This window comes from Aquidulcibacter paucihalophilus (assembly GCF_002105465.1).
Lineage (GTDB): Bacteria > Pseudomonadota > Alphaproteobacteria > Caulobacterales > Aquidulcibacteraceae > Aquidulcibacter > Aquidulcibacter paucihalophilus.
In genome coordinates this window covers 1-12,407 of the sequence record NZ_NCSQ01000104.1, presented here as the reverse complement: position 1 = coordinate 12,407, position 12,407 = coordinate 1, and the positions used below count along the sequence as shown (strand labels likewise).

Below are 12,407 nucleotides of genomic sequence, written 5' to 3'. Positions count from 1 at the left end.
AGAACTCGGTCAGTTTTTACCGTGGGTGGATATCCGGAACCCGATTGAATGCCAGGCCTAAACTCTCTCCACGTGCTGGTAGTCGATGACAATCCCCATATGAGGTCGATTGTTGTTGCCATTCTGCGTGGTGTCGGCATCGGTACCGTGAAAGAGGCCAGCGATGGTGCCGACGCCATGGAAGTGATGCGAGCCGGGGTACCGGACATCGTCATTGTCGACCTCAACATGTTCCCAATCGACGGTCTCGAATTCACCCAGATGATCCGGACAGCTGTCGATAGCCCGTTTCCCTTTGTGCCCATCATTATGATGACGGGCCATACAGAGCGCACGAAGGTGACTGCCGCTCGCGACTCGGGGGTGAACGAGCTGGTTGCAAAGCCGATTTCGGCAAAGACGCTGCTGGATCGGATTGTCGCCGTCATCGACCGGCCCCGCGCCTTTGTGAAGACAGCTACTTATACAGGCCCATGTCGCCGCCGAGGCGGCAACGCCAAGGATTATGTCGGCAAATTGCGTCGCAAGTCTGATAACCAAGCTAAAAGCGACCAACCTAATGAACCGAAGGAAGAAACGGCATGAGCGCTGAGAACCCCGTCGAGCTGATCGCGCCTAGTTTCCGCTTGCAGCGAAAAATGGGTGGTCCAGCCTCGCGCATGCTGACGCCAGAGGCCTATCGCAAGGGAAATGCAGCCCTTGAAGAAGTCATCCCACCAATCGATGATGAAGTGCGCCGTTTGCTGCAGGAATTGCAAGATGCCCTGCAGGCCAAAACACCCGGTGGACGCGATATCATGTGGAATAACGCCCATGAGATTCGTGGTTTAGCTGGAACGGTGCGCAAGGTAACCCTAGGCCAAGCCGCCAATTTGATCTGCCACTATTTGAACGATACGGCTTCGGACTTTGAACCGGATCAGGGTGTCATGCAAACCATCGTGGTTGTAGCGCACCAAGCTTTACGCGATGAAGCAGACACCGATCCGATGATCAAAGTGCTGGTGCAAGATGGCGCGCGCGCGGTCCTTGCGCAGCGCCACCGCGAAGGTCGCGATTGAGGTCTTGTGCCTTGAGTGATTAGCGCAAAGCCGCGTTAAGAGCGGCCTCTACATCCCTTACCAAATCGCCGCTATCTTCGATGCCGACCGAAAGGCGGATGAGGCCTGCCGTCACGCCCAATTCGGCCTGAACTTCTGGCGCAAACGAATAGTGTGTCGTTGTTGCTGGATGGGTCGCAAGGCTCTTTGAGTCGCCCAGATTATTGGAAATATCCACGATCTGAAGGGCATCGAGAAATGCAAAAGCTGCTTGTTTCCCCCCTTTGAGGTCAAACGCCAAAAGCGTGCCCCCCGTCTTCATTTGTCGGCTTGCGAGCGCATATTGGGGGTGATCGGCCCGATGCGGGTAGCGCACATAATTGGTGGCCGGATGGGCCGCGATAACATCGGCAAGTCGCGCTGCACTGGCACTCGCCCGCTCTACCCGCATGGATAGTGTTTCAAGACCTTTGAGCACGTTCCACGCCACAAAAGGGGACATGGCTGGACCCGTATGGCGCAGGTAAGGGTCGATATGCTCTTCCATAAAGGCGACTGATCCCAAGATCGCGCCGCCTAAAGTCCGACCAGAACCGTCCATGTGCTTTGTAGTCGAATAGACTACCACATCCGCACCCAATTCAAATGGACGCTGCAAGATGGGCGATGCGAAGATATTGTCGACAATCAGCCTTGCTCCGCAGCCTTTGGCTAAATTGGCGACGGCGGCAATGTCGCTGACATCCAAAGTCGGGTTACTGGGGCTTTCCAAGAAGAAGGTTTTCGTATTGGGGCGAATGGCTGCCCGCCACGCCTCCACATCGGTTGAGTCAACCAAAGTAAACTCAATGCCATAGCGGGGCATAAAGGTCTCAATAACCCAGCGACACGATGAAAACAGGGCTTTGCCTGCAACGACATGATCGCCCGCTCGCAAAGGTGCCAACAGGGCGGCGGTCACGGCCGCCATGCCGCTGGCCGCAAGCCTGCACGTCTCAGCGCCATCAATAGCGGCCAAGCGCTCTTCCAGCATGCGGTTCGTTGGGTTGGCATAGCGACCATAAAGATAGCCCGGAGCTTCACCCTTAAAGCGCGCCTCTGCTTCACTTGCCGAGTCATAGACAAAGCCCGAAGTCAAAAAGATGGCTTCGCTGGTCTCTTTATGTTGCGAGCGTGTCAGTCCGCCTCGAACCAGGATTGTGTCCGAACTAAGTGGCAGGGCAGCGGAGGGGTCGTGTGTGTCGTCGGTCATCTTACAAAGTCCTCAGCCCAACAAGGGCATGGGCAAATGCATCAGCGGAAAAGGGTTGTAGATCGTCGGCCTGTTCGCCCACGCCCACAAATCGGATCGGCAATTTGTGTTTTTCTGTTACGGCAACCAAGACGCCGCCTTTGGCCGTGCCGTCCAACTTGGTCATGACAAGGCCTGTGATGCCCGCTGCGTGGCGGAAAGCTTCGGTCTGGGAGATGGCGTTTTGTCCGACCGTCGCATCCAGCACCAGCCAAGTTTCATGGGGTGCATCGGGGTCGACTTTGCCAATTACCCGCACAACTTTGGCGAGCTCATTCATCAACTCTGTTTTGTTTTGCAAGCGGCCAGCCGTGTCGATCAAAAGCACGTCGACCCCCTCGGCCTTGGCGCGTGTGAGTGCGTCGAACGCGAGGCCCGCGGCATCTGCGCCGGTTTCACGGGCGACCACAGGCACATTGGCGCGTTCACCCCAGACTTTGAGTTGCTCAACTGCGGCGGCCCGGAACGTATCGCCAGCGGCCAACATGACCTTGTGACCGGCTTGGGTAAGATTGTGGGCGATTTTGCCGATTGTCGTAGTTTTGCCTGAGCCATTGACCCCGACGAACAAGATCACACGCGGTCCTGAAGCCCCTGCCGGTTGCACGAAGGGCGAGCTATCGGTTTCAAAGGGGCGCAGAATTTCAGCGATCTCATCTGCGAGTGCTTGTTTGATTTCTTCGGGGCTAATGTCCCTGCCAAATCGGTCTTTTGAGATGCCGGCGCGAATGCGGGCTGATGCGCTGGCCCCAAGGTCTGCTGTGATCAACAGTTCTTCCAGTTCATCCAGCGTATCTTGGTCCAGCTTCGCCTTAGTAAAGACCGCGGAGACTCCATCGGCTAAACGGGCGGAGGAGCGTTGCAGCCCATCCACCAATTTGTCGATGACGTCAGCTGGCATGGGCTCTGGCTCGGCTGCCGGAACGGCAATCGCATAGGTCTGGCGGGCAAGGCCATCGGCACCCACTTCTTCAATGGCCAAGCTTGCTAAGCCATCGAGTTTCGCTGCCAGTGGCAACCCGCCTGCGCGCGCCGTCATGAACACCAATTCCCGATCGGCTTTGGGCTCAGCCAGCAGCGTAACGCGGACCGCTGTCGCATCATAATCAATGGAAATGTTGACCACACCTGTGATGCGGGCGCCGGCTTCTTCGACAATGGGGCCGATTTCGCTTTGGAGCTTGTCAGGGTCCAGCGCCGTTGCCACAAAGCGCGCGGCTGGGACGCCCGCAATGCCAGCTTGAGGTTCAAGCTTAGGAGCCGTTTCGGCCTCAAGCGCCTGATTTTTCTTCTTACCCCAGCCAAACATGGCGCTAAATCCCTCTGTGGCCAAGCAGCAAAACCCAGACTGCAGCCGTGACTTAGACTTAGCGGAGCTAAGGGGCAGACGGAAGACGTGAAGTGCTTTTGATCGGCTTCACAGCGCGCATCAGACATTCTATGACATCGACGCGCGTGGCCCACTTTCACCTAGGTCTCGCGCGGAAGCTGCAAGCCAAGAGTTGGATTTTCAATCATGCCAAGCCGGATTGTCATTGTAGGTGCAGGTCAAGCCGCGACCCAGGCCGCCACAAGCTTGCGGGCAGGTGGCTATGACGGCCATTTGGTTTTGTTGGGCAACGAAGGCCTGCTACCGTATCAGCGCCCTCCGTTGTCGAAGGCCTATTTGTCGGGGGCAATGGGGTTAGACCGGGTCGTCCTAAAGCCGATGGAGGCTTGGATCGAGGATAAGGTTGACGTGCATCTCGATGCCGAAGTAACGGCGCTGGATCGTCAGGCCAAGTCGGTCACAACAAGAGACGGTCAAACCATTGGCTATGATGCGCTGATTTTGGCGACGGGCTCACGTGTGCGTGCCTTAGCTTGCCCCGGTGCTGACCTTCGGGGTGTCCATTATCTGCGCAGCATTGCCGATGCGGATGGCCTCGGCCAAGACATGCAACCCGGCAAGCGCTTGGTTGTGATTGGCGGCGGCTATATTGGTCTTGAGGTTGCCGCTGTGGCTCGAAAAGCAGGCCTTGAGGTCGTAATTTTAGAGGCTGCGCCGCGCGTCCTGGCCCGCGTTGCCCCACCAGTCATTTCAGATTTCTTCCAAACCCTACATCACGACGCGGGGGTCACCATCCTGACGGATGTGAAGGTGACAGCGATTGAGGGCGCTGACTGTGTGGCCGGCGTCGCGCTGGCCGATAGCCGCACAATCCCGGCTGATCTTGTTCTGGTTGGTATTGGCATCATCCCAAACGCCGAATTAGCGCGGGCAGCGGGTCTGAAGGCTGAAGATGGGATCGAGACCGATGTGGATGCGCGAACCAGCGACCCCGCCATTTTTGCTATTGGTGACTGCGCCAGTCGGCCTTTGGTACATTACGGCCAGCGTCGCGGCCGACTGGAAAGCGTTCATAACGCCCTAGAGCAAGCCAAATTGGCGGCAGCTGCGATCATGGGTCTGCCGCGACCTGTCGAAGAAACGCCTTGGTTCTGGTCGGATCAATATGACATCAAGCTGCAGATCGCAGGCCTGTCGACCGGTGCGGCTCATTCAGTTGTGCGCGGCGATCCGTCGCAGAAGCGTTTTGCCGTTTTTCATTTAGATGCGGATAATCGCCTGCTCGCGGTCGATGCAATCAACGCACCGCCTGAGTTTATCGTCGGCAAGCAGGTGATTGCACGGCATGGACAGCTTGCACCAGCGCGTTTGGCTGATATGTCTGTATCGATGAAAGAGATTGGGGCCGGTGTCTGAGCGCCAACCCCAACCAGAAGCTCAAAGGGAACACAAAGCGTCATGGCGAAAGTCACATATATCGAACATTCCGGCACCGAGCATGTTATTGAAGTGCCAGTTGGCACCACCATCATGGAAGGTGCTGTCAAGAATCGTGTGCCGGGGATTGATGCCGATTGCGGCGGTGCCTGTGCCTGCGCCACCTGCCATGTTTTTGTCGATGCCGCTTGGATTGAGAAGACAGGCAAACCCGGCAGCATGGAAGAGAGCATGCTGGATTTTGCCGAAGGCGTGACCCCATTGTCGCGTTTGTCCTGCCAGATCTCCATGACGGCAGAGTTGGACGGTATCGTGGTTCGCTTGCCAGCCGCCCAGCACTAATTGGGGGGCCTGCGCCATGCGCAGCCGCCTATGAAATTGCGCATGCCAAATATGCGCATATACGTGTTGGACAGGAGGGGAATGGCCTCGCCAAACCCCGCTGTGCCTCTATAGTTTCCATCATTGGGGCGAGGCAGCGAGTTCGTGGTGCCTCGACCAGCTAGCAGGATAGGGTCTGTATGATCGGTGTTGTTGTGGTCAGTCACGGGTTTTTGGCGCGAGAGCTTATTCTTGCGGCAGAGCATGTGGTTGGGCCTCAAACCAATATGCAGGCCATTTGCATTGGCCCGGACGACGATATGCAGACGCGACGAGACGATATTCTCGATGCCTGTCGGAAAGTCGACGATGGAGCGGGCGTTATCATTCTCACCGACATGTTTGGCGGCACGCCCTCAAACCTCGCGATTTCAATTATGAATCGCGGCGAATATGAAGTGATCGCCGGGGCTAATCTCCCGATGCTGATTAAGCTTGCTGAAGTTCGCGGACGCGAAAGCTTGCCGAGAGCCGTTTTTGCTGCACAAGATGCTGCCCGGAAATATATCGCTGTGGCGTCATCCTTGTTGGCGAGTGGCTAAAATGACTGAACGCGTGTCGCGTACCATCGAGATCGTCAACAAACGCGGACTGCATGCGCGCGCTTCTTCCAAATTCGCACTGTTGGCGGGCGAATATGCCGATAGCCGCGTGATGGTTGGGCGCGAGGACCAAGAAGTCGATGGCGAGAGCATCATGGATTTAATGATGCTGGCCGCCGGTATCGGGTCAGAGATCACAGTTTCTGCCGAGGGTCCCCGCGCTGAAGCCGCTCTCGACGCTTTGTGCGCGTTGGTCGCCAATCGGTTTGGTGAGGGCGAATAAGGTTTTCGACCTCTGTCATTAGCCCAGCCCTTGCTCTTTGCCCCCACCTCGGCTATACGCCCCGCTCTTCCGCGCAATCAAAACGCGCGCTCTGATCCACACGGTCCTGCACGAACTGAGCAATCGGGGGTAAAGCAGATGGGGTGGACAGGGTTTCCCCGTCCGACGTGATCGTCCGGCGGGGCGTTTTGCGTTGCGTGTTCGCTTTTGGAACCACGCATGTTTGACGCGCTAACAGAACGATTGACGGGTGTTTTTGATACGCTCACCGGACGGGGTGCGTTGTCGGACAAGGACGTGGATTCCGCGTTGCGCGAAGTGCGCGTTGCTTTGCTCGAAGCCGATGTCGCACTGCCGGTTGTCAAAGCCTTTATCGCCAAAGTCAAAGAAGAAGCGGTGGGAGAGCGCGTTATTCGCGCCGTAAAGCCCGGCCAACAAGTCGTCAAAATTGTCTATGACGCGCTGGTGGAAACCTTGGGCGGCGCTGGTGGCCCCGTTGATCTGATGCTGAACCAAGGCCCGCCCGCCATCATCATGATGGCAGGTCTACAAGGTTCGGGTAAAACCACCACGACGGCAAAGCTCGCGCTTCGCCTGCGCACCCGTCAGCGCAAGAAGGTTCTTGTCGCCTCGCTTGATGTGCGCCGCCCTGCAGCGATGGAACAATTGGCGGTTCTGGCTCAGCAAGCCGAAGTTGACAGCCTGCCTATCATTGCCGGCCAACTGCCGGGCGAAATCGCGCGCCGGGCGATCACCGCGGGCCGCCTTGGTGGCTATGATGTCGTCTTCCTCGATACTGCCGGTCGGACGTCTATCGACGAAGACATGATGAGCGAAGCCGCTGAAATAGCGCGCATCGCCAGCCCGATTGAAACCTTGCTGGTTGCCGACAGTTTGACCGGCCAAGACGCGGTTGAAACGGCCCGCCGCTTCCATGAACGCTTGCCGCTGACTGGGATTGTTCTAACCCGCGCGGATGGTGATGGTCGCGGTGGTGCGGCGCTGTCTATGCGCGCGGTCACTGGCCTGCCGATCAAGTTTTTGGGCATTGGCGAAAAGATCGACGGCCTTGACGCCTTTGACGCCCAGCGTATCGCCGGCCGTATCCTAGGCCAAGGTGACGTTGTTAGCCTGGTTGAGCGCGCTGTTGAGAACGTCAAGCAGGATGAGGCGGAAAAGCTGGCCGCCAAAATGGCCAAGGGCAAGTTCGACTTGGATGATCTGGCCATGCAATTGCGCCAAATTCAGGCGATGGGTGGTCTAGGCGGCGTGATGGGGATGTTGCCTGGCGCGCAAGCAGCCAAAAAAGCGATGGAATCGGGCGCAGTTTCCGACAAAAGCGTCAAACGCCAAATCGCTGTCATTCAATCTATGACCAAGCAAGAACGGGCCAAGCCCGACCTCTTAAACGCTAGCCGCCGTAAACGCATTGCAGCGGGCGCAGGCGTCGATGTCTCGGAAGTCAACAAAGTTATCAAGATGCATCGCTCAATGTCAGACATGGTCAAGGCCATGGGCAAGGGCGGCATGAAGGGCCTGATGGGCAAGATGGGCGGTATGTTTGGGGGCAAAATGCCGCCGATGGACCCTGCCGCTCTGCAGCGTCTCGGCCAACAAGCGGCTTCATCAGGCGGGGGGTTACCCGGTCTGCCCGGGCAGTCGCCCCCACAAGGTTTGCCCGGTCTGGGCAATACGCAAAATCCCGGTGGCTTTACGGGCCTACCAGGTCTCCCATTCGGGAAAAAGTAACGCAAAAACGACCCATACACTCTGAAAGGTAAGTCTCATGTCCTTGAAAATTCGTTTGGCCCGCGGTGGCTCAAAAAAGAAGCCAGTTTACCGCATCGTGGTGGCTGAAGCCCGTTCACCACGCGATGGCCGCTTCCTCGAAAAGATCGGTAGCTACAACCCAACTTTGCCAGACGACAATGCAGGTCGCTTGGTCATCGACGCTGCGAAGGCAGCTGAATGGATGAAGAAGGGTGCCCAACCGACCGACCGTGTCGCCCGTTTTCTGGCCGCTCAAGGCGTTGGCACCTATGTCAATGGCAACAACCCAAACAAGGGCAAGCCAGGTCAAAAAGCAACCGAACGCGCCGCCGAAAAGGCCCAAGCCTTGATCGACGCACAAGAAGCTGCAGAGCGCGCGAAGGCTGAAGCCGCCGAAGCCGCTGCCCAAGCTAAAGCAGACGCTGCTGCCGCCGCTGCAGCACCAGCTGAAGAAGTCGCCGCAGAGCCTGCAGCCGAATAAGCCGACATGAAGCGCCTTGCTGAAACGCTTGGTGCTGTGGTCGCCCGCCGGGATGCCCCCGGCGGTGCGGCCATTTTGTTTTCTGGCACAGAGATTTTGTGGTCGGGGGTGGAAGGCGTCCGCGATGCGTCTTCGGCAAGCCCGCTTCTCCTAGGCAGCAAAGCGCGTGTTGCTTCCATCTCAAAAGTCGCCACAGCACTCACCGTCCTCAAACTGGTTGAAGCGGGCCGGATCGATCTGGATCGCGATATCTCCGATGTCCTGGGTTTTAAACTTCGTCATCCAAAATTCCCCGACTCTCCCATCACGCCGCGTATGATTTTGTGCCATACGGCGGGAATTCGCGACGGCGAAAATTATCGGGGGGTCGTAGGCGAGACGCTCGAAGGCTTTTTTGTTCCCGCAGGCAAAAACTGGAACGACGGTAAACATTGGGCAGACCTGCCCCAACCCTTTGGTTATTTTACCTATTCCAACCTAGCGATGGGATTGTTGGCGCAAGCATGTGAGAATGCAGGTGGCGACCGCTTTGACCGCCTCGCTCAGAAGCTGGTTTTTTCACCGCTTGGGATCGATTGTGGGTTTAATTGGTCTGGCATTTCCGATCAGGCAGCCGCCGAGGCTGCGACCTTGTACCGCCGCAAAACCCAGGGCGATTGGGAGGTTCAAGTTGATGGCAGCCCAGCTACCTTACCCAGACCGAATATCGCGACTGACCTAGGTCTAAGCCTTACTGACTATGGAGTGGGCCGTAATGGCTTGTTATTCTCGCCCCAAGGTGGGTTGCGCGCCAGCGTGACAGACCTTGCCCGTATCGGGATGGCGTTGAGTGGTGTTGAACCCTTGCTTGAGCCTGCAACGCAGGCCTTGGTCTTGACCCCACACTGGACCTATCGGGCCAGCCCGCCTAATGGGGACACTTCGGGCGGTGCATTTCAAGGCTTTGGATTGGGTGTGCACCGGCTCATCCCGGGTGACCAATGCCCCGTAGCCGGCTTGCGAGCCGAAATGATAGGCCATTATGGAGAAGCCTATGGTCTGTTGGCGGGTCTCTGGGTTGACCCGATTTCGGCGCGCGGGTTTGCTTGGTTCATCACTGGAAGCCTATATGGGCCTCCCGCCGGCTTGCGCTCTGGCGTGTACCGGGTCGAGGAAGAAATGATGCAGGCAGCGGCGGAAGACTTGGGCCTTGTCGATCTGTAGTTCTGCGATAGTATCTCCCTGATAAATGGGGCAATGACTATGGCATTGGGCGCGGGCTTTAAGGTCATCAATTTCATCCAGACCCGCGACAGATCCACTGCACTTGCCTTTTATCGGGACGTGCTGGGTCTAACATTTGTTATGGATGATCCGTTTGCGAGTGTCCTCGATCAAAATGGTACCGGTTTGCGCCTAACTCAGATCGAGGGCTTTACCCCCAGTCCCCACCCGGCGCTGGGATGGCAGGTAAGCGATATTCAAGCCAGCATCCGCGACCTGACCGCGCGCGGGGTTACCATGAAGATTTATGACGGCTTTGGCCAAGATGAGTTAGGCATTTGGCATGCGCCCGGTGGAACAGCTCAAATTGCTTGGTTTGAAGATCCGGACGGCAACTTATTGAGCCTCACACAGGTTTGAGGCCAGCATCTCAGGCTTACCTTTGCGTCTATGTACGCTTCACGCTAAATACGCCAGTATGATTTCAAGTCCGCCCCGCCCGACGACGCTTGCTGACCTTGATGCCCGCGCCCGCGAAATCTTTCGCGATATCGTGGAGACTTATCTCGAGACTGGTGAGCCGGTTGGCTCCCGCACTCTTTCCAAGCGCGGTATCGGCCTTTCCCCTGCCTCGATCCGCAACACGATGGCTGATTTGGCCAGCTTAGGTCTGCTAGATGCCCCGCATTTAAGTGCTGGGCGTACTCCAACCCATGTGGGCCTGCGGCTCTTTGTGGACGGGCTGTTGGAGATTGGCGATTTAGGCCGTGAAGAAAAGGCAGAGATTGACGCGCGTCTGGCTGCTGCTGGTTCTGATCTTTCGAGCGCTTTGTCAGAGGCCTCGCTACTCCTGTCGGGTCTTGCGGGCGGTGCAGGACTGGTCACAACACCCACTCGGGAAAGCCCCGTCAAGCATGTCGAGTTTGTGCTGATAGGGCCCGGCCAGATTCTGGTGGTTTTGGTATTCGATGACGGACAGGTTGAAAATCGTCTGGTTCAAATGCCGGTCGGGCTTACGCCATCGCAGCTTCAAGAAAGCACGAATTTCTTGAACCTCCGTCTGAAAGGGAAAACCCTATCCGAAGCCGTGGCGCAGGCGGTGGAGGATGCCCGCCATGCCGAGGCGACCTTGGACAAAGTCGCTGCTAGCTTGATCGAAGCGGGATTCGCTGAATGGTCGGGCGATGATCCCATGGCAGGGCGGAAACTAATTGTACGTGGGCGCGCCAATCTTTTGGCGAACAGCCAAGCTGCGGGCGATCTTGAGCGGGTCCGTATTTTGTTCGATGACCTTGAGCGCAAGCGCGATCTTATCCATGTGTTAGACGCAGCGCGTGAAGCTTCTGCGGTAAAATTGTTCATTGGTGCAGAAAACCCCTTGTTCTCCATGTCAGGTTCGGCTCTTGTCGCGGCCCCTTATATGGACAGCCAACGCCGGGTGCTTGGCGCACTGGGCGTAATCGGGCCTACCCGCTTGAATTATGCCCGTGTCATCCCAATGGTAGACTACACAGCGAAAGTCGTCGGCCGCCTGATTGAGCGCCGCGGTTTAAATTTAACGGAATGAGAAAGACGAAATGACCACAGAAACGGGTACCACACAGAATGGCGATGAGTTGGAGACCAACGCTGCCAATGCCGCTGACGCACCTGCTGAAGGGGCGGACACTCAAGCTTCTGCACCGGACCCATTGGACTTGGCTCGTTCGCTTTTGGGCGAGGATGCAGCACCCGAAGATATGGGCGCGCTCTTGGTGGCAAAGCTTCAAGCTGCCTTGGCAGAGATTGAGACCCTGAAGGACGCAAGTTTGCGTGCTTTAGCCGAGTCTGAGAATATTCGCCGTCGCGCCGAGCGGGAAAAAACAGAGGCCCGGATCTATGCGATCGATAAGTTTGCCCGCGACCTCTTGCCGGTAGCGGATAATTTGGGGCGCGCCATCAGCACAGCCCCTGAGGCTTTGAAGGGTGATCCAGCCTTTGATGGCTTCGTGACTGGGGTCGACATGACCCAGCGCGAGCTCTTGAATGCCTTTGAACGTCATGGCCTCACCCGGGTTGGCGCAAAAGGCGACAAGTTCGACCCCTCAATTCACCAAGCAGTCGCGCAGATTCCGTCTGACATGGCAGCCGGTGATGTCGCAGAAGTTTTCCAACCGGGCTATGTGTTGGCCGGACGTACGCTGCGGGCTGCGATGGTGGCAGTATCGGCGGGCCAACCTGCTGCAGAAGCTGCGCCAAGCGATCCCGCAGCCTCGTAACCTAAAGCTCTGATTAGCGTCGAACGCGTGGGGTGGCTGGCACTGTCAGTCGCCCCCGTAAGGCGGCTTCATCTAGCGCATTGAGTTTCCATCCCGACGGATAGCGCCCAAAATGTACCCATTCGCCGAGGGCCACATACCGGTGAGGTATGAACTGGGCTAGTTACTGTGCGTATGGAGACGTTACAGACGATAGCANGGTAGTCGCGACTGGCGACCAAGGGGGTTTATGTGAACCCTCGCCAGCACCGGTAAGTGCCCCACTTGTCATTGTGTTGTCAGGAGCTCGGCGAGTTGAGGTTCACCCGGGCTTTGATGCGGCCACGCTGTCAGCAGTGGTCACCACGCTGGAGGATCTACGATGATCCCAGTTCCGTCTGGTGTGCGGGTA

14 protein-coding genes are annotated in these 12,407 nt (G+C 57.3%); 12 read left to right on the top strand and 2 right to left on the bottom strand.

What is annotated here, in order from left to right; translation table 11 throughout:
* The first annotated feature begins 48 nt into the window (after positions 1 to 48).
* Both B7364_RS08030 and B7364_RS08025 read left to right on the top strand, forming a co-directional pair.
* Positions 49 to 585 carry a response regulator gene (locus B7364_RS08030; RefSeq protein ID WP_085339492.1) on the top strand — a complete coding sequence of 179 codons (537 nt, stop codon included), beginning with the start codon at positions 49 to 51 and terminating at the stop codon, positions 583 to 585.
* The gene (locus tag B7364_RS08025; protein WP_157893583.1) at positions 582 to 1,061 is read left to right on the top strand and encodes a hypothetical protein; all 480 of its coding nucleotides are present in this window, start codon (positions 582 to 584) and stop codon (positions 1,059 to 1,061) included. Before B7364_RS08030 ends, B7364_RS08025 begins: the two co-directional genes overlap by 4 nt.
* A gap of 19 nt (positions 1,062 to 1,080) precedes the next feature.
* On the opposite strand, the gene metZ is transcribed toward B7364_RS08025, so the two are convergent.
* Both metZ and ftsY read right to left on the bottom strand, forming a co-directional pair.
* Positions 1,081 to 2,292, bottom strand: a complete 1,212-nt coding sequence (gene metZ, locus B7364_RS08020) for an O-succinylhomoserine sulfhydrylase (protein WP_085339490.1) — start codon at positions 2,290 to 2,292, stop codon at positions 1,081 to 1,083.
* A gap of 1 nt (position 2,293) precedes the next feature.
* Positions 2,294 to 3,232, bottom strand: coding sequence for a signal recognition particle-docking protein FtsY (gene ftsY, locus B7364_RS08015; RefSeq protein WP_232780846.1), 939 nt, complete (start codon positions 3,230 to 3,232; stop codon positions 2,294 to 2,296).
* Positions 3,233 to 3,847: 615 nt separating this feature from the next.
* On the opposite strand from ftsY, the gene B7364_RS08010 reads away from it, so the two are divergent.
* The 10 genes from B7364_RS08010 (at position 3,848) to B7364_RS07965 (ending at position 12,016) form a co-directional block, all read left to right on the top strand.
* On the top strand, positions 3,848 to 5,077 hold the full coding sequence (locus B7364_RS08010; RefSeq protein WP_085339488.1) for an NAD(P)/FAD-dependent oxidoreductase: 1,230 nt from the start codon (positions 3,848 to 3,850) through the stop codon (positions 5,075 to 5,077).
* Between the two features lie 42 nt (positions 5,078 to 5,119).
* Positions 5,120 to 5,440 carry a 2Fe-2S iron-sulfur cluster-binding protein gene (locus B7364_RS08005; RefSeq protein ID WP_085339487.1) on the top strand — a complete coding sequence of 107 codons (321 nt, stop codon included), beginning with the start codon at positions 5,120 to 5,122 and terminating at the stop codon, positions 5,438 to 5,440.
* Between the two features lie 179 nt (positions 5,441 to 5,619).
* On the top strand, positions 5,620 to 6,021 hold the full coding sequence (locus tag B7364_RS08000; RefSeq protein ID WP_085339486.1) for a PTS sugar transporter subunit IIA: 402 nt from the start codon (positions 5,620 to 5,622) through the stop codon (positions 6,019 to 6,021).
* A gap of 1 nt (position 6,022) precedes the next feature.
* A complete protein-coding gene (locus tag B7364_RS07995) occupies positions 6,023 to 6,304 on the top strand; it encodes an HPr family phosphocarrier protein (RefSeq protein WP_085339485.1) in 282 nt (93 codons plus the stop codon).
* Between the two features lie 219 nt (positions 6,305 to 6,523).
* Positions 6,524 to 8,053 (top strand): signal recognition particle protein, encoded by a 1,530-nt coding sequence (gene ffh, locus B7364_RS07990; RefSeq protein ID WP_085339484.1) that lies wholly within the window; start codon positions 6,524 to 6,526, stop codon positions 8,051 to 8,053.
* Between the two features lie 37 nt (positions 8,054 to 8,090).
* A complete protein-coding gene (rpsP, locus tag B7364_RS07985) occupies positions 8,091 to 8,555 on the top strand; it encodes a 30S ribosomal protein S16 (RefSeq protein ID WP_085339483.1) in 465 nt (154 codons plus the stop codon).
* 6 nt (positions 8,556 to 8,561) lie between these two features.
* Positions 8,562 to 9,758, top strand: coding sequence for a serine hydrolase domain-containing protein (locus B7364_RS07980; RefSeq protein WP_085339482.1), 1,197 nt, complete (start codon positions 8,562 to 8,564; stop codon positions 9,756 to 9,758).
* 33 nt (positions 9,759 to 9,791) lie between these two features.
* Entirely contained in the window at positions 9,792 to 10,178 is a 387-nt protein-coding gene (locus tag B7364_RS07975; protein WP_198534105.1) for a VOC family protein, read from the top strand.
* Between the two features lie 58 nt (positions 10,179 to 10,236).
* Positions 10,237 to 11,325, top strand: coding sequence for a heat-inducible transcriptional repressor HrcA (hrcA, locus tag B7364_RS07970; RefSeq protein ID WP_085339480.1), 1,089 nt, complete (start codon positions 10,237 to 10,239; stop codon positions 11,323 to 11,325).
* Positions 11,326 to 11,335: 10 nt separating this feature from the next.
* Complete coding sequence (locus tag B7364_RS07965) at positions 11,336 to 12,016, top strand: nucleotide exchange factor GrpE (protein WP_106407585.1); 681 nt, start codon at positions 11,336 to 11,338, stop codon at positions 12,014 to 12,016.
* Positions 12,017 to 12,407 lie beyond the last annotated feature (391 nt).

What these genes read in the sequence shown, in the direction of transcription:
- B7364_RS08030 (WP_085339492.1), top strand. Translation starts at nt 49, where the DNA reads ATGCCAGGCCTAAACTCTCTCCACGTGCTGGTAGTCGATGACAATCCC.
- B7364_RS08025 (WP_157893583.1), top strand. Translation starts at nt 582, where the DNA reads ATGAGCGCTGAGAACCCCGTCGAGCTGATCGCGCCTAGTTTCCGCTTG.
- metZ (WP_085339490.1), bottom strand. Translation starts at nt 2,292, where the DNA reads ATGACCGACGACACACACGACCCCTCCGCTGCCCTGCCACTTAGTTCG.
- ftsY (WP_232780846.1), bottom strand. Translation starts at nt 3,232, where the DNA reads ATGCCAGCTGACGTCATCGACAAATTGGTGGATGGGCTGCAACGCTCC.
- B7364_RS08010 (WP_085339488.1), top strand. Translation starts at nt 3,848, where the DNA reads ATGCCAAGCCGGATTGTCATTGTAGGTGCAGGTCAAGCCGCGACCCAG.
- B7364_RS08005 (WP_085339487.1), top strand. Translation starts at nt 5,120, where the DNA reads ATGGCGAAAGTCACATATATCGAACATTCCGGCACCGAGCATGTTATT.
- B7364_RS08000 (WP_085339486.1), top strand. Translation starts at nt 5,620, where the DNA reads ATGATCGGTGTTGTTGTGGTCAGTCACGGGTTTTTGGCGCGAGAGCTT.
- B7364_RS07995 (WP_085339485.1), top strand. Translation starts at nt 6,023, where the DNA reads ATGACTGAACGCGTGTCGCGTACCATCGAGATCGTCAACAAACGCGGA.
- ffh (WP_085339484.1), top strand. Translation starts at nt 6,524, where the DNA reads ATGTTTGACGCGCTAACAGAACGATTGACGGGTGTTTTTGATACGCTC.
- rpsP (WP_085339483.1), top strand. Translation starts at nt 8,091, where the DNA reads ATGTCCTTGAAAATTCGTTTGGCCCGCGGTGGCTCAAAAAAGAAGCCA.
- B7364_RS07980 (WP_085339482.1), top strand. Translation starts at nt 8,562, where the DNA reads ATGAAGCGCCTTGCTGAAACGCTTGGTGCTGTGGTCGCCCGCCGGGAT.
- B7364_RS07975 (WP_198534105.1), top strand. Translation starts at nt 9,792, where the DNA reads ATGACTATGGCATTGGGCGCGGGCTTTAAGGTCATCAATTTCATCCAG.
- hrcA (WP_085339480.1), top strand. Translation starts at nt 10,237, where the DNA reads ATGATTTCAAGTCCGCCCCGCCCGACGACGCTTGCTGACCTTGATGCC.
- B7364_RS07965 (WP_106407585.1), top strand. Translation starts at nt 11,336, where the DNA reads ATGACCACAGAAACGGGTACCACACAGAATGGCGATGAGTTGGAGACC.